The 18,554-nt window shown below is 63.9% G+C and carries 14 protein-coding genes; 7 read left to right on the plus strand and 7 right to left on the minus strand.

Going from position 1 to position 18,554, the window contains the following annotated elements:
- The 3 genes from sufC to AC0L3U_RS02050 form a co-directional block, all read right to left on the minus strand.
- On the minus strand, positions 1 to 750 hold the full coding sequence (sufC, locus tag AC0L3U_RS02040) for a Fe-S cluster assembly ATPase SufC (protein ID WP_027569859.1): 750 nt from the start codon (positions 748 to 750) through the stop codon (positions 1 to 3).
- Positions 751 to 812: 62 nt separating this feature from the next.
- Positions 813 to 2,309, minus strand: coding sequence for a Fe-S cluster assembly protein SufB (gene sufB / locus AC0L3U_RS02045; protein WP_473286901.1), 1,497 nt, complete (start codon positions 2,307 to 2,309; stop codon positions 813 to 815).
- 116 nt (positions 2,310 to 2,425) lie between these two features.
- Complete coding sequence (locus tag AC0L3U_RS02050) at positions 2,426 to 3,565, minus strand: cysteine desulfurase family protein (protein ID WP_473360478.1); 1,140 nt, start codon at positions 3,563 to 3,565, stop codon at positions 2,426 to 2,428.
- 344 nt (positions 3,566 to 3,909) lie between these two features.
- On the opposite strand from AC0L3U_RS02050, the gene AC0L3U_RS02055 reads away from it, so the two are divergent.
- The gene (locus AC0L3U_RS02055) at positions 3,910 to 4,557 is read left to right on the plus strand and encodes an alpha/beta hydrolase (protein WP_007591562.1); all 648 of its coding nucleotides are present in this window, start codon (positions 3,910 to 3,912) and stop codon (positions 4,555 to 4,557) included.
- Positions 4,558 to 4,568: 11 nt separating this feature from the next.
- On the opposite strand, the gene AC0L3U_RS02060 is transcribed toward AC0L3U_RS02055, so the two are convergent.
- The 3 genes from AC0L3U_RS02060 to AC0L3U_RS02070 form a co-directional block, all read right to left on the minus strand.
- Complete coding sequence (locus AC0L3U_RS02060; protein ID WP_456764501.1) at positions 4,569 to 4,892, minus strand: DMT family transporter; 324 nt, start codon at positions 4,890 to 4,892, stop codon at positions 4,569 to 4,571.
- Positions 4,893 to 4,902: 10 nt separating this feature from the next.
- A complete protein-coding gene (locus AC0L3U_RS02065) occupies positions 4,903 to 5,580 on the minus strand; it encodes a glutathione S-transferase family protein (RefSeq protein ID WP_473286908.1) in 678 nt (225 codons plus the stop codon).
- Between the two features lie 107 nt (positions 5,581 to 5,687).
- On the minus strand, positions 5,688 to 6,791 hold the full coding sequence (locus AC0L3U_RS02070) for an anhydro-N-acetylmuramic acid kinase (RefSeq protein ID WP_473286911.1): 1,104 nt from the start codon (positions 6,789 to 6,791) through the stop codon (positions 5,688 to 5,690).
- A 164-nt stretch (positions 6,792 to 6,955) separates the two neighbouring features.
- Here AC0L3U_RS02070 and tyrS point away from each other — a divergent pair, with 164 nt between their 5' ends.
- The 4 genes from tyrS to AC0L3U_RS02090 all read left to right on the plus strand — a co-directional run bounded on the left by tyrS (position 6,956) and on the right by AC0L3U_RS02090 (position 12,257).
- On the plus strand, positions 6,956 to 8,209 hold the full coding sequence (gene tyrS / locus AC0L3U_RS02075) for a tyrosine--tRNA ligase (protein WP_456764504.1): 1,254 nt from the start codon (positions 6,956 to 6,958) through the stop codon (positions 8,207 to 8,209).
- A gap of 57 nt (positions 8,210 to 8,266) precedes the next feature.
- A complete protein-coding gene (locus AC0L3U_RS02080) occupies positions 8,267 to 9,538 on the plus strand; it encodes an MFS transporter (RefSeq protein WP_473286916.1) in 1,272 nt (423 codons plus the stop codon).
- A gap of 223 nt (positions 9,539 to 9,761) precedes the next feature.
- Positions 9,762 to 10,166, plus strand: a complete 405-nt coding sequence (locus AC0L3U_RS02085; protein ID WP_473360479.1) for a DoxX family protein — start codon at positions 9,762 to 9,764, stop codon at positions 10,164 to 10,166.
- Between the two features lie 396 nt (positions 10,167 to 10,562).
- Positions 10,563 to 12,257 carry a methyl-accepting chemotaxis protein gene (locus tag AC0L3U_RS02090; protein WP_473360480.1) on the plus strand — a complete coding sequence of 565 codons (1,695 nt, stop codon included), beginning with the start codon at positions 10,563 to 10,565 and terminating at the stop codon, positions 12,255 to 12,257.
- Positions 12,258 to 12,375: 118 nt separating this feature from the next.
- Here AC0L3U_RS02090 and AC0L3U_RS02095 read toward each other — a convergent pair whose 3' ends face one another.
- Positions 12,376 to 16,173, minus strand: a complete 3,798-nt coding sequence (locus tag AC0L3U_RS02095) for a YhdP family protein (protein ID WP_473360512.1) — start codon at positions 16,171 to 16,173, stop codon at positions 12,376 to 12,378.
- Positions 16,174 to 16,377: 204 nt separating this feature from the next.
- Here AC0L3U_RS02095 and AC0L3U_RS02100 point away from each other — a divergent pair, with 204 nt between their 5' ends.
- Both AC0L3U_RS02100 and AC0L3U_RS02105 read left to right on the plus strand, forming a co-directional pair.
- Positions 16,378 to 17,070, plus strand: a complete 693-nt coding sequence (locus AC0L3U_RS02100) for a peroxiredoxin (protein ID WP_473360513.1) — start codon at positions 16,378 to 16,380, stop codon at positions 17,068 to 17,070.
- 110 nt (positions 17,071 to 17,180) lie between these two features.
- The gene (locus AC0L3U_RS02105) at positions 17,181 to 18,539 is read left to right on the plus strand and encodes a M23 family metallopeptidase (RefSeq protein WP_473360481.1); all 1,359 of its coding nucleotides are present in this window, start codon (positions 17,181 to 17,183) and stop codon (positions 18,537 to 18,539) included.
- The last annotated feature ends 15 nt before the right edge of the window (positions 18,540 to 18,554 follow it).

Genomic DNA, 18,554 nt, shown 5'->3' on the forward strand with positions numbered 1-18,554 from the left:
TTACGCGTCCTCGTACTGGGCGTAGCCGGACGACTCCAGCTCCAGCGCCAGGTCCTTGGCACCGCTCTTCACGACACGGCCTTTTGACATCACGTGCACGACGTCAGGCACGATGTAGTTCAGCAGCCGCTGATAGTGGGTGATGACAACCATCGCGCGCTTGGGCGAATGCAGCGCGTTGACGCCGTCGGCTGCGATGCGCAGCGCGTCGATGTCGAGGCCGGAATCCATCTCGTCGAGGATGCACAGGCTGGGTTCGAACAGCGCCATCTGCAGCACCTCATTGCGCTTCTTCTCGCCGCCGGAGAAGCCGACATTGACGCCGCGCTTGAGCATGTCCTGCGGGATGTTCAACGATTTCGAGACGTCGCGGACTTTCTTCAAAAAGTCCGGCGTCGAATATTCGCTCTCGCCGCGCGCCTTGCGCTGCGCGTTCAGCGCGGTGCGCAAGAAATTCATGGTGGAGACGCCGGGAATCTCGACCGGATACTGGAACGCCAGGAACACGCCCTTGGCCGCGCGCTCGTTCGGGGCCATCGCGAGCAGGTCTTCGCCCTTGAACAGGATCTCGCCGTCAGTGACCTCGTAACCCGGCTTGCCGGCGATGACGTGGGACAGCGTCGACTTGCCGGAGCCGTTCGGCCCCATGATCGCGTGGATCTCGCCCTCGTTCACGGTCAGCGTCAGCCCGTGGAGGATCTCACGCTCCTCGACACGAACCTTGAGGTCTTTCACTTCAAGCAAAGCCATCTTGGTGTCCAGTTTATTCAAATGATGCATGGGGCGCGCAACGCGCGCCGCGAGGGCCGGCGCTAGCCGACCGATCCTTCCAGCGAGATCGAAATCAGCTTCTGCGCTTCCACCGCGAACTCCATCGGCAGTTGCTGCAGCACGTCCTTGACGAAGCCGTTGACGACGAGGCCGACCGCCTCCTCCTGCGTGAGGCCGCGCTGGATGCAGTAGAACAGCACGTCTTCGGAGATCTTCGACGTGGTGGCCTCGTGCTCGAACGTCGCCGACGAGTTCTTGGCTTCGATGTAGGGCACGGTGTGCGCGCCGCATTTGTCGCCGATCAACAGCGAATCGCAGGCGGTGAAGTTGCGGGCGCCGGTCGCCTTGCGATGCGCCGTGACGAGCCCGCGATAGGTGTTCTGCGACCTGCCGGCCGCAATGCCCTTGGAGATGATGCGGCTCGACGTGTTCTTGCCGAGATGGATCATCTTGGTGCCCGAGTCGACCTGCTGATAGCCGTTCGAGATCGCGATCGAGTAGAATTCACCACGCGAATTGTCGCCGCGCAGGATGCAGCTCGGATACTTCCAGGTGATCGCCGAACCGGTCTCGACCTGGGTCCAGGAGATCTTGGAATTGTTGCCGCGGCAGTCACCACGCTTGGTGACGAAATTGTAGATGCCGCCCTTGCCTTCCGAATTGCCCGGGTACCAGTTCTGCACCGTCGAATATTTGATCTCGGCGTCGTCGTGCGTGACGAGCTCGACCACGGCCGCGTGCAGCTGGTTCTCGTCGCGCTGCGGCGCGGTGCAGCCTTCGAGGTACGAGACGTAGGAGCCCTTGTCCGCGATGATCAGCGTGCGCTCGAACTGGCCGGTGTTGCGCTCGTTGATGCGGAAGTAGGTGGACAGCTCCATCGGGCAGCGCACGCCCGGCGGCACGTAGACGAACGAGCCGTCCGAGAACACCGCCGAGTTCAGCGTCGCATAGAAATTGTCCGACGTCGGCACCACGGATCCCAGATATTTCTGCACCAGTTCGGGATGCTCGCGGATCGCTTCCGAGATCGGCATGAAGATCACGCCGGCCTTCTTCAGCTCTGCCTGGAAGGTGGTCGCAACCGAGACCGAATCGAAGACAGCGTCGACCGCGATCTTGCGCCTGTTGGGATCCTGCTCGCCGGGCTTGGGCTCGACGCCTTCGAGCATGGCGACTTCCCGCAAGGGGATGCCGAGCTTTTCGTAGGTCTTGAGGATCTCCGGATCGATCTCGTCGAGCGAGGTGATCGTCTTCTTCGGCTTCGGCGCCGAATAGTAATAGAGGTCCTGGAAGTCGATCTTGGGATAGTCGACGCGGGCCCAGGTCGGCTCGGTCATGGTCAGCCAACGCCGATAGGCTTCGAGCCGCCACTGGAGCATCCAGGCGGGTTCGTTCTTCTTCTCGGAGATGAACTTGACGGTCTCTTCCGACAGCCCCTTGGGGGCCTTGTCGGACTCGATCAGGGTCTCAAACCCATAACGATACTGATCGACGTCGATGCGCTTCACGCGCTCGACCGTCTCTTGCACGGCTGGCATTCTATCCTCCGCTCGCGGTTTCAAGGACCGCGGTGGATCATCAAACTCGGACGACTATTACGATGTTTCTTGGCGGGACGCACGCGCTTAGAACCGTTCAAGCCGTGTTTCATCGCTTATCCCTTAAGTAGGGTATTACCGAGCTTTCGCCAAGCCTCTAACGCCCTGTTGATGTCATCCGGCTCCGTGGACCAGCCCAGACTGAGACGCACCGCTCCCTGCGCGACGGTGGGATCATACCCCATCGCCGACAGCACGTGGGACGGCTGCACCTTACCCGAGGAACAGGCGGAGCCTGAAGACACGGCGACGCCTTCGAGGTCGAAGCCGATCACGGCGGTCTCGGCTTTCAAGCCAGGAGCCGTGAAAAGAACGGTATTAGGCAACCGCCTGACGTCACCTGAGAAGACCGTTGCGCCGGCCATGGAGCAAATGCCATTTTCCAAGCGATATCTGAGGGTTACTATCCGTTCCGCATCCTCCGGCAAAGCCTGAAGGGCAACCCGCACGGATGCCCCGAAGCCGGCAATGCCGGCGACATTCTCGGTTCCGGCGCGCCGGTTCAGCTCCTGCCCGCCGCCCCGCAGCACCGGCTCAAGTCCGGCCACGCCCTCGGCCACGACCAGTGCGCCGATCCCCTTGGGGCCGCCGATCTTGTGCGCAGAAAAGGTCGCAAGGTCCGCGCCGATCACCCTGATATCGAAGGGGATTTTTCCAAGCGCCTGGATTGCATCGACGTGCAGGAGGCCGCCGGCCCCGTGAACGATTCCCGCGACGTCAGTGACCGGCTGCAGTGCGCCCGTCTCGTTGTTGGCGGCCATGACGGAGACCAACGCCGGCGGCCCCTCGCTGAGCAGCGCCTTCAAATGATCGAGGTCGATCACACCGGAACGCGTGACCCTGATCTGACCGATCTCATCTGCCGGGAACCGACCGCCTGCCAGTACCGAAGCATGCTCGACGGCCGAGACCAGAAGCCGCTCGACAGGCCCCCCAGACGGCCCCCGAAGCCCCGGTGACAGCGCCAGCGCGTTGGCTTCGGTTCCCGTGGAGGTGAAGACGACGTTCCGCGGCAGCGCTCCCACAGCCATCGCAAGCGTGGTCCGTGCCTCCTCAATAAGCCGACGCGCCTCGCGCCCCTCGGCGTGAACCGAGGACGGATTGCCGATCAGCTCGTAGGCTGCGAGCATTGCGCTTCGCGCCTCAGGGCGAAGCGGCGTGGTCGCGTTCCAGTCGAGATAAACACGGCTCGGCATGACGTATTATATTACCATCCGGATCAGGCTGCTTCTTACGCACTGGTACCCGACATGGGCCCCCGGGCAGCGCTTGGCAATCTCGATTCCCAATCGCCTTCGCGCGATGACGGCCATGACACGCTAAGGTCTTGAGCCGATTGCGGGATGTTCAAGATGCTTGCTTTTTGACCCTCGCCTCATGTTAGAACGCGCGCGTCAGTTCGCCGCGCGCCGCTCGCGCATCATCCGAGGGCGCCGCTCCACCCTTCCATTCGCGGCTTGATCGGCCCAGCAGCCGATGAAATCCGCACAATCGGTTGATTGTTGAAGAGCGTCTTCAAGGGATCAATCAAGAGATCATCATGCCTGAAGTTATTTTCACCGGCCCCGCCGGCCGTCTCGAAGGCCGCTACCATCCGGCCAAGCAGAAGAACGCGCCGATCGCGATGGTCCTGCATCCGCATCCGCAGTTCCACGGCACGATGAATCACCAGATCATCTACCAGTGCTACTATGCGTTCGCGCACCGTGGCTTCTCGGTGCTGCGATTCAATTTCCGCGGCGTCGGCCGCAGCCAGGGCTCGTTCGACCACGGCACCGGCGAATTGTCGGACGCGGCCGCGGCGCTCGACTGGGCGCAGACCATCAATCCCGAAGCGCGCGCCTGCTGGGTTGCCGGCTTCTCCTTCGGCGCCTGGATCGGCATGCAGCTGCTGATGCGCCGTCCGGAGGTCGAGGGCTTCATCTCGATCGCGCCGCCCGCCAACCTCTACGACTTCTCGTTCCTCGCGCCCTGCCCGTCCTCCGGCCTGATCGTGCATGGCGAGAAGGATGCGGTAGTGCCGCCCAAGGACGTGAACACGCTGGTCGAGAAGCTGAAGACGCAAAAGGGAATCGTGATCGACCAGCAGGTCATCCCTGGCGCCAATCATTTCTTCGACGCCAAGCTCGAGCCGCTGATGGAAACCATCACCGCCTATCTCGACATGCGCCTCGCCAACGTGCGCTAAAGGGGCACCGCTCAAGCCAGCTTGAGCGCGACGATTCCCATCAAGACGAGCGCGATGCCCGCAAGCTTCATCGCGCTCAAGGTCTCGCCGAACAGCACGACGCCCATGATGAAGGTGCCGGCGGCGCCAATCCCGGTCCACACCGAATAGGCGACGCCGACCTCGAGCACCTTCAAGGCACGCCCGAGCAGGACAACGAAGGCTACGAGCAGCACGAGCGAAACGACGCTCCAGCCGGCGCGCGTATAGCCTTCCGCATATTTCATCGAGATCGCCCAACCGACATCAAGTGCGCCGGCGATCACCAGCATCAGCCAGGCCATGGATTGCGACATCGGCTTGGGCTCAGGCCGCAAGCTTGAGCAGATGCGCGTCGTGGCGCACGAGGAAGGCGCGGAGTAATTCCGGATAATTTGAGTCGACCGCCGAGCGCACACTGGGGCGCTTCGCCAGTTCGGCCCGCCACGCCTGCACCTTTGGCAAATCCCTGAAGATTCCATGCTCGGTCAGTTCATCGAACAGATCGAAATAGCGGAACACTGGCGCGAACACCGCGTCGACCAGGCTGAACGCCTCGCCTGAGAAATAAGGCCCCGCCACGAGCGCTGCTTCGACACGCGCGAATTTCGCCGCAAGCGCCTGACGCTTGCTCTCGAAGGTCGCCGGGTCGGTCGTGGTCTCCAGCCCCCAGAGATCGCCGAGAATCGCTGAGCCGAACTCCATCCAGGCGCGATGCTCGGCACGCTCGAGCGCATCAGTCGGATGCAGTTTTCGGCCGCCTTGCGTCTCCTCGATGTATTCGCAGATCACGTTGCTCTCGAACAATGCGACCTCGCCCTTGTCGGTCGAGACGATCAGCACCGGCACCTTGCCGAGCGGAGACAGTTTGAGAAACCAGTCGGGCTTGTTCGCGAGATCGATGTCGACCCGCTCGAACGAAACGCCCTTCTCCTTGAGCGCGATCACCGCGCGTTGCACGTATGGGCAGAGCTTGTGGCTAATCAGTTTGAGGGAAGCGGTCATGGCAACGATCCCGGCGGTTGGATGCAACTGCATCCAATATAGATGCATTTGCATGCACTCGTCAAGTTCGATGCATTTGCATCGACCGGTATCGCTGTAGGATCACCTCACGGTCGCGCGATCACCCCGCCCGTCATTGGCATTGGCACGCCCGTGGTAGCGGGATACGACAGCGGCAGGCCCTTTAGGCCGCGGGCAGCCAAGAAGCCAAAGGCCTGCGCCTCGATGGCGTCGGAGGCCCAGCCGACCGTCTCGGCGGCCTCGACAGTGGCGGACCCCACGCGCTCCCGCAGCATCTGGAGCATGGTCCGGTTGCGGGCGCCGCCGCCGCAGACGATCCAGCTTCGCGGCCTGCGTGGCAGCAGCGGGATGATGCGGGCGATGGCCGCCGCGGTGAAGGCGGTGAGCGTCGCGGCGCCGTCGGCCGGCGCGATATCGCCCAGCTTGAGGGCAGCAAAGTCGTTGCGGTCGAGCGATTTCGGCGGCGGGTTTGCGAAGAACGGCAACTCCAGCGCCCGTGCGATCCAGGCTTCGTCCGCCTTGCCGAGGGCCGCGAACTTTCCGTCCGCGTCGAACGCCTGGTTCATGGTGCGATACATGAAATCGTCGAGCAGCGCGTTGCCAGGGCCTGTGTCGCAGGCAATCAGCGTGTCGTTGCCGTCGATATAGGTGATGTTGGAGACGCCGCCGATATTGACCACAACGATCGGCCCTTCGCGCTCCAGCGAATGGACGAGCGCGCGGTGATAAACCGGCACGAATGGCGCGCCCTGCCCGCCGGCCTCGACGTCGGCGGCGCGGAAATCATACATCACCGGGATATGGATCGCCTTGGCCAGCGCCGGCGCATCGCCGATCTGCACGGTCAGTCGCTTCTCGGGGCGGTGCAGCACGGTCTGGCCGTGAAAGCCGACGATGTCGATGTCTTCCGGTTTCATCCGGTTCTGGGCGATGAAGGCGGCCACCGCCTCAGCATGCGCCTGGGTCACCGCGCGCTCGGCCTCGGCCAAGATCCCCGGCCGGGCGTCGCGCTGCGGCAGGTGCACCGCCTCGCTCAGCGCCTGCCGCAGCAGGTTGCGCTCCGCCGGGCTATAGGGCCGGTAGCCGGACGGCCCGAATGCCTTCACCTGCTTTCCGTCGGTTTCGATCAGCGCGACATCCACCCCGTCCAGCGAGGTGCCGCTCATCAAACCGAGTGCCGTCAACATCATGGATCAGCGTCCTCAAGAGACCCTTCCGGCATGCCGATCTTGTGCCAGAGGGACACATCTTATAATGCCACAGGCCAAAGTGGCGGGCAGCAATCGAGTTCCCATAGAAGACCCTTAAATTGCTCCCAAAACAGTAAACCAAGAATTGTCAGGCGCGCCGACAAATGACTGCATTCAAATCGGATTTCCTCAACACGCTGCAGGAACGTGGATTCGTCCATCAGTGCTCCGATTTCGAGGGGCTGGACGCACTCGCCGCCAAGGGCGAGGTGACCGGTTATGTCGGCTACGATTGCACCGCCCGCTCGCTGCACATCGGCAATTACCTGACCATGATGATGCTGCACTGGCTGCAGCAGTCCGGCAACAAGCCGATCACCCTGATGGGCGGCGGCACCACCATGGTCGGCGACCCCTCCGGCAAGGACGAGACGCGTGCGATCCGCTCCGTCGCCGAGATCGAGGCCAACAAGGAATCTATCCGTGGTGTGTTCGCAAAAGTGCTGCGCTATGGCGAGGGCAAGAGCGACGCCATCATGCTCGACAATGCCGAGTGGCTGACAAAGCTCAACTACATCGAGATGCTGCGCGACGTCGGCCGGCACTTCTCGGTCAACCGCATGCTGACCATGGACTCGGTGCGGCTCCGCCTCGAGCGCGAGCAGGAGATGAGCTTCATCGAGTTCAACTACATGATCTGCCAGGCCTACGACTATGTCGAGCTCGCCAGGCGGACCGGCTGCAACTTGCAGATGGGCGGCTCCGACCAGTGGGGCAACATCATCATGGGCGTCGATCTCGGCCGTCGCATGGGCACCCATCAACTGTACGCGCTGACGACGCCGCTGCTGACGACCGCGTCGGGCGCCAAGATGGGCAAGACCGCGCAAGGCGCGGTCTGGCTCAACGCCGACCAGTTCTCGCCGTATGATTTCTGGCAGTACTGGCGCAACACCGAAGACGCCGACGTCGGCAAATTCCTCAAGCTGTTCACGACGCTGCCGATGAGCGAGATCAGGAAGCTCGAGGCGCTCGGAGGCTCCGAGATCAACGAGGCCAAGAAGGTGCTCGCCACCGAGGCAACCGCGCTGCTGCACGGCCGCGAGGCCGCGAACGAGGCGGCCGAGACCGCGCGCCGCACCTTCGAGGAAGGCGCGCTGGCCGAGAGCCTGCCGACCGTGGAAATTCCGCGCGGCGAGTTCGACGCCGGCCTCGGCGTGCTCAACGCCTTCGTCAAGGCGGGTCTCGTTGCCTCCAACGGCGAAGCACGGCGCCAGATCAAGGGCGGCGGCCTGCGCGTCAATGACGAGCCCGTCACCGACGAAAAGATGGCGTTGTCGGCGGCCGACTTGACGCCGGAAGGCGTGATCAAACTGTCGTTCGGCAAGAAGAAGCACATCCTGCTCAGGCCTGCATAGGCGTATGAGCTTTTCGCTGCTTGTCAGGGCGCGCTGAAGCGCGCTCCCTGATCGGCAATGGACCAGAACACGCTAGAGGAACAGTCCAAGCAAGCGACCAGGGAACGCGTCACGGCGACGCCGCAGGGCGTCGTGCGCACCGCGCTCGTGGTGCTCGCGCTCTGCTTCACACTCGCCGTGCTCGGCCGCGGCCTCAGCGAAAGCTTCACCGTCTTCCTGAAGCCGATCTCGGAAAACTTTGGCTGGGATCGCGCCCAGGTGGTCTCGATCTATTCGCTGACCTGGCTCGTCAGCGGACTGACCGCGCCGTTGGTCGGGCGCCTGTTCGATCATTCCGGACCGCGCATCGTCTACGCACTCGGCCTGTTGCTGCTCGGCTCGGCTTTCCTGATCGCAAGCCACGCGCAGTCACTCTGGCAGTTCCAGCTCTCGATCGGACTCTGCGTCGGCGTCGGCGTCGCCTTCATCGGCAATGTGCCGAACTCGATCCTGCTGGGCCGCTGGTTCGGCCCAAAGCTGCCGACCGCGATGGCGGTGGTCTACTCGGCGATGGGTGGCGGCGTACTGGCGCTGCTGCCGGCCTCGCAGCTTTTGATCGATCGTCTCGGCTGGCGCGAAACCTACCAGCTGTTCGGCTTCGCCGCTCTCGGCCTGCTGGTGCCGCTCATGCTGCTGCCATGGCGGCGGTTCGCCTCGGGCTCGCCGCATATCGCGAAGAAGACCGATCCGGATTTCGTCGATCACGGCTGGACCCTTCCGAGCGCGATGCGCCATCACGCCTTCTGGGCGCTGTTCTCGACCTTCTTCTTCACTGCGGTCGGCATGTATGCGATCGCAGCCCAGATCGTGGCCTATCTGATCGATGCCGGCTTTCCGCCGCTGCAGGCCGCGACGGCCTGGGGCTTCTCCGGCGTCGTGCTGGTGTTCGGCATGCTCGGCGTGTCCGCGCTCGACGGCCTGATCGGACGTCGGCCGTCAGTGCTGCTCAGCTACGCAATCTCGATCCTCGGCATCTTCCTGCTGTGGCTGTTGCAATACTCCGCCAATCTCCTCCTGCTCACCGGATTCGTGGTCTGCTTCGGCAGCATGATGGGCTCACGTGGACCGCTGATCACGGCGACCGCGATGAAAATCTTCGGGGGCAAGCGCGTCGGCACCATCTACGGCACGATCTCGATCGGCAGCGGGCTCGGCTCGGCTTTCGGCTCCTGGAGCGGCGGCCTGATCCATGACGCGACCCACGGTTACAACGCGCTGCTCGCCTTCGCGCTTGCGAGCGTGGTGCTCGGGATGATCCCGTTCCTGGTCGTGCCCGCCTTGCGGCGGTAGGTCTCCTCAAGGTAACTTGAGCGCATTCGCGTCACCGGGAAATTACGGATGGGCACGACGCGAACAGCCGCAAAAAAATGTGGATCGCGCGCGACTGAACGTCCTGGCTGCGGTGTTTTTGTCCGACATGACAAAAATGTCAGCGCAGATTGCCCTTGGGCGGCTTGCAGGGCAGAACTGAATGCGGTCCTAGTCGCAAGCATTGGATGGAGGGCACAAACCAATGAACTTTCCCTATCTCGTTCGCTTTCAACCGGTTCTCTTGAGCCTGTTTCGCTTCATCACTGGACTCCTGTTGCTCCAGTACGGCATCGCGAAGCTGTTCAAGTTTCCGGTGCTTCCCTACTTCGCAAACATCCCGCCGATCATCTACGCAGCCGGTACGCTTGAGCTCGTGCTTGGCGCGCTGCTGATGATCGGCTTGTTCACCCGCCTCGCGGCGTTCATCCTGTCGGGTGAGATGGCCTTTGCCTACTTCATGGGTCACATGTTCAAGGGCGAGACGCCGGTGTTCCTGCCGCTGCTCAATGGTGGCACCGCGGCGATCCTGTTCTGCTTCGCCTGCCTCTATCTCTCGGCAGCCGGCGGCGGCTCGGTCAGCGCCGATGCGGCGATGAGCAAGGACTAGCGGCACAACCGGCGGCGCGTTCGCGCGGCGCTGAGGCGTCAGCAATTGATTCGCGGATAAAGGGATGGCACCCGTACATTTACGGGTGCCATCTCAGCGCGAGCCCAGCACGTTCCAGACCAGGACGAGGACCGCGACCAGCAGCATCGACATGATGAGGCGGTGAACGAATCGGTTCATGTCGGCTCCCACCGGATTCGGTCGGGACTAAAGACCCACACAATCTTTCTCCCACTTGACTTGCCATGCCCCACGCGGCGCATTTCCGCATGGATGTTTGCGCATGCAGCTTGCGGACGCCTCTTGCGCGGCAGCTCGTCGCACGCGTCCATTCATGATTGGTAAGAATTTCATGCTACCGACGCGAGCAACAATAACCATTCCGTCGAGGCCGTGATGAAGCTGCTGAGCCACCTCAAGATCCGCACCAAGCTCGCCAGCATGGTCTGTCTTTCGGCACTTACGGTCACGGCCATCATCGGGGTGTCGTCCGTGCTCAGCAAGAGCCGCATGCTGGAGGACCGCGTCCAGCAGATGCGGACCGCGGTCGATATGCTCCACAACCTCGCCCAATCACTTGAGGAGGAAGTCGGCGCCGGCAAGCTGACGCAGGCTGAAGCAAAAATCCAGTTCCACCAGCGCGGCCGCCGCATGAGCTTCAATGGCGGCCAAGGCTATCCGGTCGTCTATAACGCCGATACGTCCCTCATCGTCAACGGCGCCAACCAGCAGCTCGAAGGCAAGATCACCGGTGCGAAGGACTCCAATGGCGTCCTGATCGCCGACGCCATTATCAAGGCCGGCGCTGAGACCGCACAGGGCGGCGTGACCTCCTATCTCTATCCCCGCCCCGGCCAGACCGAGCCGGTCCGCAAGACCGTTTTCGCGCGCAAATTCGCGCCCTGGAACGCGACGATCAGCTACGGCCTCTATGTCGACGACATCGATGCTGACGTGCGAGCCTTGACGCTGGAGCTGGGGGCGATCGGCATCGGCCTGATGCTGCTGATGGCGACGCTGTCCTGGCTGATTGCCCGCGACGTGCTCGGCGCGCTCGACCGCCAGAAGAACCGCATGCAGGCCATTTCCGAAGGCGCCATCGACACGGCGGTCGAGGAGACCGGTCGCGGCGACGAGATCGGCCGCATGGCCGAGACCCTCGAAGTGCTCAGGCAGACCGCGCTGACGGCGCGTAAGCTGGAGGCCGAGCAGGTCGCCACCAAGACCCGCAGCGAACAGGAGAAACGCGACGCGCTGATCTCGCTTGCCGATCGCTTCGATGCCTCCGTCGGCCAGCTCGTCGGCCTGATGGCCTCGGGCTCGGGCGAGCTGGAGGTCACCGCCAAGTCGATGTCGTCGACCGCGGAAGGCACCAACCGCCGCGCCGCCGTCGTGGGCTCGGCTGCCACTGAAGCCAGCCAGCGCGTCCAGACGGTCGCGGCCGCCGCCGAGGAGCTCTCCTCCTCCATCACCGAGATCAGCCGTCAGGTCGCGCAGTCCGCCGTGGTCACCGGTCGCGCCGTGGACAGCGCACGCCGCACCGACACCATCGTGCGCGCGCTCTCCGATGGCGCCCAGCAGATCGAGCATGTTGCCGAGCTGATTTCCAGCATCGCGGCGCAGACCAATCTGCTCGCGCTCAACGCCACCATCGAGGCCGCACGCGCCGGCGAAGCCGGTCGCGGCTTTGCCGTCGTCGCCTCCGAGGTGAAGTCGCTGGCGAGCCAGACTGCGGAAGCCACCCGCGAGATCGGCGACAAGATCGCCCAGATCCAGGGCGCGACCAAGGAAGCGGTAGACGCCATCGGCGGCATCACCGCCACCATCGAGGAGGTCAGCCGGATCGCCACCTCGATCGGCGCTGCGATCGAGGAGCAAGGCGCCGCCACCGCCGAGATCGCCCGCAGCGTCTCGCAGACGGCGGAGGCGACCCAGGAAGTCACCACCAATATCGGCGGCGTCAGCACGGCAGCAAACGAGACCGGCAATGCCGCGGGCATGGTGCTCGCCGCGGCCTCAAACCTCTCCAAGCAGGCCGAACAGCTCTCCGGCGAGGTCGGGACCTTCCTGGCGGGCGTGCGCGCGGCGTAGGGCAGTCAGCACCTCGTCATGGCCGGGCTTGTCCCGGCCATCCACGTTCTGCGCGCTTATGGAAACAAAGTTCGTGGATGCCCGGGACAAGCCCGGGCATGACGAAGTCAGCTCGCCGCTATCGCCGCGCGAGGGTGCAGCCGCTCGAGAGCTGGCGCGTCGTTCCGGTCGAGCCATCGCTCGACTGCGACGGGAATTCCTCGAACGGCGAGTTCTGCTTGCCGGTGTTGAATTCGAAGATCTTGCGGAACAGACCGGGCGCCATCGCCGAAATCGGATTGACGCGCATCACGGGCGCGGCCGGCGTGCCGACGACCTCGTAGGTCACGCCGATCAATCCCTCATTGTTGCCGCCGCCGAGGAAGATGCCGAACAACGGGATCTGGCCGAAGATGTTGTTGACGCCGTACATCGGCACGAAGGTGCCGCTCATGCAGACCTGGTTGCCGGGAAAGTCGATCGAGCCCTCGATGGTGGCGCCGATCATCGGCCCCTTGACCACGCCGTCGCGGATCGTGAGCGCGCCGTTCTGCCGCGTGAACTCCGCGCGCAACGCCGTGAAGGCCACGCCGCTCTGCGCGCCGTTGGGAGCGCCCGCCGCGACGCGATCGAGTTGATCCATGCCCTTGACCGAGAAGTCGCGCACGTTGATCAGGCCTTCCCGCGTCGTAGGTTCTGACGTCGGCGGCTCCATGGCCACCACCATCTGGCCGCCGAAGACCTTGTTGGTGGTGTCTGTGAAGCGCAGGAAGTTGCCGGCATCGCTGGTCTGGAGATAGATCACCTCGCGGTTGCCCTGGGCACGGCCGCCGCGCAAATCGGCGGCCACAGGCGTGTCTTTGCCGATCCTGCCGCTCAGCGCGAAGGCTTTGACCGCACCATTGCGCCGCGACATCTTGGCCTCGACGCTGCGCATCGCCTCGCCGTTGAACCCCATGACGGCGCCGAGCTTCACGTCCATGTCGAAATCGACGTTCTTCGTCTTGCTCTTGGCGTCGTCCTTGGAATTGCCTGAGATCGCCGATTTCAGAAAGCCGCGGCCGTCGAATACGTCGCCGCGCATGGTGCCCTTGACCACGCCGTCCTGGCTGCGCTCCACCTTCAGCGACGCCTTGTCGCCATCGGACGGCGCGTAGGTCGGGAAGTTTGCGTTCATGAGATCGCCGTTGGCATCGACCTCGAGCGACCCCTTGATCGAGGCGCCGCCGCCTTCGACGACGATCTCCTCCAGGCGCGTGGATTGCGCTGTCGGCACCACCTTGAAGCTGGCCTTGCCCGCTCTGCCCGGCAACTTGACCCAGCCGGGCAGGATGTTGTCGAGCTTGACCGAGGTCAGGTCGGCCTCGATGCCGAGCTTGGTCGTCTGGTCGGGCCCCCCGGCGATTTTGCCCGACAGCTTGATCGGCACCGATCCGCTGACGGCGGGACCCAGATCGAATCCGAGGCGCGCGCGGCTCGCATCGTCCAGCGTGGTCTGCAATTTGACATCCGCATCGCCCTCGGCCGGCTTGCGATAATCGAGCGAGGCCGCCTGCCCGTTGATCTTGACGTCGCCCTTGACCTGATAGCCCTGGTTGCTCGCGACGATCTTGAGGTTGTTGGCCTCCAGCTTCTGGTTCATCACCAACTTGTCGGCACCAAAACCATTGAGATCGGCCGTAACGCTGTAGGTGGTGTCGGCTTTGGTCAGCTCGCCCTTAACTGGCAGCCCAAGCTGGACGTTCGCCGAGAACGTCCCCTTGCTGGTATTGGGATCGATGACGGTCGACGACAGATCGCTCAGGCGATCATTGGAAAGCATTTCGGCGGCCGCAGGCACCGGGCCTTCGACACGAAACCTGGTCCGCGACGGCGACGGCTTGGGCGCCATATCGGGCACCTCGAAGACGAAGTCGGAAATCGTGATCTTGCGGCCCGCTGGCGTATCGGCGATGCCCTGCCCTATATTCACCGTCGCGGTGCGCCCGGTCACGCGCGCCTTCAAATCGGCATCGTGCACCACCGGCAGGCCATCGACCGGGCGAACCGTGACACCGCTCGCCACGATATTGACCGACAGGCCGTCGTCGGGAATGGGTGGGCCCTTGCGCGGAAGATTCTTGGTCGGTGAATTAACGCCGATCTCGATGCGCTGGAGCGTTCCACGCTCGATCCGCTCGATCACCCATTCGCGCAATTCGGGAACGACAAGCGTCGGCCACATCCGCTTGAGCGCGGAGGCCGACATCGGCGTTCCCGCAAAACCCAATGTCAGCCGCGGCTCGCCCGAATAGTCGATGGCACCGGTGCCGGCGACGCCGATCTCTCCGTTGGAGATATCGGCCTGCGTCAACAGCAGCCTCTTGTGGTCGGTGTCGAAGCGGAAGCCGATCGCAATACGGTTGAAGACCAGCGGCGGCTCGTTGTCGATGCCGCCGAGCAGGATCGAACCGCCGCTGAAACCGAGCTGCCAGTCATTGACGGTGCCGTTGGGCGGCTCGACATGAGCCAGAAGCGTCATACGGTTCGCGCCCGAGAGGACCTTGAACGGAGCGACCAGCACCCGCCGATTGGCGTCCCACTCGACATTGATCTCGGCCGAGTCGATCGCCATCGGATAATCGGGTGTATCGGTGTCGATGATGTTGCCCGCACCGACTGCGATCTTGCCGCGAAAGAAGGTCGGCACGCCGTCGCGGCCGAGCTCGCCCTTGAGCTCGCCGGTCAGCGGGAGGTCGGCGGTGTAGGTGAGATCCTTCACCCGCAGCGCCAGCAGGATGTTGGCGGTCGAAACCTTGTCGGCGCGGATATCGACCGAGCGCACGCCGTTCTCGGTGGGGCCGATCGTGGCACGCAGCGACCACGGACGCGCCCCCTCCTCGCCGAGGCTGAGCGCGACGCCGCCACGGCTCGGTCGGCGGAGGCTGAGCGTGATGTTCTCAAACGTCCATTTGCTGCCGCGCTGCTGGTCGTCGACGATCAGATTGCCGTTCTTCAGGCCGATCTCGTTGAGATTCTGGCCGTCGAGGCCGGTCATGCTCAGACTGTCGAGCCAGTCGAGGCCCTGAAGAATGCCAGTCGGGGCCGTGACCTGGGTCGCGGCTTGCGATGCGTCGGAGGTCGCAGGCTCGGTGGCGAATGGCGGCGGTGGCACACCGTTGCGCGGGAAAGTCGGCGGCAGCCCCGCGTCCTTCTTGGATGCGACGCCGGTTGCGAGCGGCTTTGCGGTGTCGCCAGCCGATACCGTGACGGTGCCGTCAGGCGCGATCCGGATCGCGAGCTCGGCGTCGACGAGGTTGAGGCTTTCGGCGCGCAGATGCCCCATCAGCAGGCCTGCACCCGACAGCTTCACCTCGGCCTTCGGTGCGGTGGCGACAATGACATGATCGTGGTCGCGCACGACGATATCGCGGATGCGCACGGCGATCCGGATCCGCCCGGCCCGCTCGATCTGCGTGCCGCCAACCTCCACGGTGTTGCCGTGACCGATATTGTCCTCGATCGCGGCCGCGAGCCACGGCGTCGCAATGTCGAGATTGATGGGGCCGGCGCCGAGCCGCCACCACAGCGCGCCGAAACAGCCGACGAAGATGACGACCAGGGCACCGACGACCACGGCCACGCGCTTCAGCCAGCGACCGCCGCCCAGCCAGCGGCGCAGCGGCCCAAACCCGTCAGCGAAGCGATGGAAGCCCGAATTGGAACGCGACAACAGCCGGCGTGCCCGATAGCCCGCCGCCGCTTCCTGATCCGGATCCCAATCGGCGTCGTCCCATTGCTGCTGCTCTGGTTGGCTGCCGCGCCGATCCGAATCCCGATTGTAATCCTGGGGCGACGTATTCCTTGCCATTGCCTCTCGATACAGGCGCCCGTCGTTGGATTGAGCGCCGCCGGGGCCGCAACCGTCGACGGGAAGCGAAGCCTCCCGCGCCGGCATTGCCGCCATACCTCGAATATTCCTTCTGTTCGTCATGTCGCCCCGGGAGCGCGTTCAACGAGCAGTGGGGTGGTGCGTGGAATTCCTTGTAACCAGACTCCGGCGTCGTCAGACTCGCCCCGCCGAGGGCACGATTCCGGCATAGCGGAAAAGGGCTGCAATACCGCTTTGGTTGACCCGCCGAAAGCGACGAAAGGAAGGCGTATGTCCAAGAAATCCCGAAAGAAATCGTCCAAAACGCCCTCCGGCAGTCCGACGGCTAAAAAGACACCCGTGAAAGTGCGGGCTGCGACTCAAACCAAGTCCGCGAAAACACAGCGGACACCGGCGAGCAAATCAACTGGGACCATAGCAAAGACAGCATCGCATAAGGCCGCATCGAAACGGTTAAATTCTTCCAAATCGGCATCAGCGCCCAAAGCGACGGTGAAGGCCGGCTTGGCCGAGGGTCAGAAGGCCCCCGCCTTCCGCCTGCCCCGCGACGGTGGCGGTGTCGTCGCGCTGTCGGATTACGCCGGCCAGAAGCTGGTCCTGTTCTTCTATCCCCGCGCCGACACGCCGGGCTGCACCAGGGAGGCCATCGATTTCACCCGGCTGACCGGCGCCTTCGCCGCGGCTGGCACCGCCGTGCTCGGTATCTCCGCCGATCCGGTCAAGGCTCAGGAGAAGTTCCGCGACAAGCACAGTCTCGGCGTGCCCCTCATCTCGGACGAGACGCACAAGATGCTGGAGGCCTACGGCGCCTGGGGCGAAAAGTCCATGTATGGCAAGAGCTTCCTGGGAGTTCTTCGCACCACGATGCTGCTTGGCGCCGACGGCAAGATCGCCCGGATCTGGCACAATGTCCGGGTCGACGGCCACGCCGACGAGGTGCTGGAAGCCGCAAGGAGCCTTTAACCAATCATTTAAATTCAAGCGGTTCCGTTTCCGGAAAATTAACCATGACCGGCCCAGATTGCCGCGGCAATTAGGCCGTACGGAATCATCCGATCGGCGCGGGAGTGCCGATGTCGAAAAGTTCTGCCCAATTCTCGCAGTACCCCCAACATCACCCCCACGACCACGGACGCGCCTTTCATCGCCGTGCTGCCGCGGTGGCAACCGCGCTACCCCTTCAGGATACCGACGACGCCTACACCATCGTGCATCACGGCAAGCAGGTTCGCCTGGGGCCTGTGGTGTTCTGGATCGTGGTCGGCACGATCGTGTTGCTCGGGCTCTGGTCGGCCGCGACCGCGACCTATTTCGCCTTCCGCGACGACGTCCTCACCCGGCTGATCGCCCGGCAGGCCGAGATGCAATACGCCTATGAGGACCGCATCGCCGAGCTGCGCGCCAAAGTCGACCGCACCACCAGCCGGCAGTTGCTCGACCAGGAGCAGTTCGACCAGAAGCTCGACCAGATCATGAAGCGCCAGACGGCGCTGGAGTCCCGTGCCACGGCGCTCGGGTCCATGCCGGACGTGACCGGGTCGATTCCCCGCTCCACCCCTCAGCGTGGCGATGCCAGCCAGACGACGCAGGGCACGCCTAAGCCTTCGCCAATTAGCGACACCGTCATCTTCGTGGCACCGCCGGATCGCGAAGCGCGGCTCGAGTCGCGCGCGCCGACCCTCGCAGCTCCGCCCGTCAATCAATTCGCCAAGAATCAAGGGTTCGACAACGTCGTCGTTCGGCTCACGAGCTCGCTGGACCAGGTCGAGCGTCGCCAGATGGCGGCGCTCAACGCCGTCGAGGAAGGCATGGATTCGCGCATGCGCCGGATGCGCGGCGTCGTCAGCGATCTCGGCCTGAACCTCGCAAATCTCGAAGCCGCCGTACCGCGCACGGCAATGGGCGGGCCTTTCGTACCCGTTAAGCTCACCGCCAGTTCGGGGCCGTTCGAGAAGCAGCTCTATCGCATCAACAGCACCCGCGCCGAGATGGACCGGCTCAATCGCACGCTCGCACTCGTGCCCTATCGCAAGCCCGTCATCGGCGAGGTTGAGTTCACCTCCGGCTTCGGCGTGCGCAGCGATCCGTTCCTCGGCCGGCCCGCGATGCACACCGGGCTCGACTTCCGCGCCGCGAGCGGCGATCCCGTTCGCGTCACTGCCAATGGCAAGGTCGTCTCCGCCGGCTGGTCCGGCGGCTACGGCCGCATGATCGAGGTCGATCACGGCAATGGCCTCGCGACCCGCTACGGCCATCTCTCCGAGATCAATGTCCGGGTCGGCGAGATCGTGAAGATCGGCCAGGTCGTTGGTCTCGTCGGGTCGACCGGCCGATCCACCGGCCCGCATTTGCACTATGAAACCCGCATCGACGGCGAAGCGGTCGATCCGCAGAAGTTCTTGCGCGCCGGCGTGCGACTCAGCGCGGGCTAGGCTCCTTGGGAGCGC

It is taken from the genome of Bradyrhizobium sp. Kon69 (assembly GCF_055807515.1).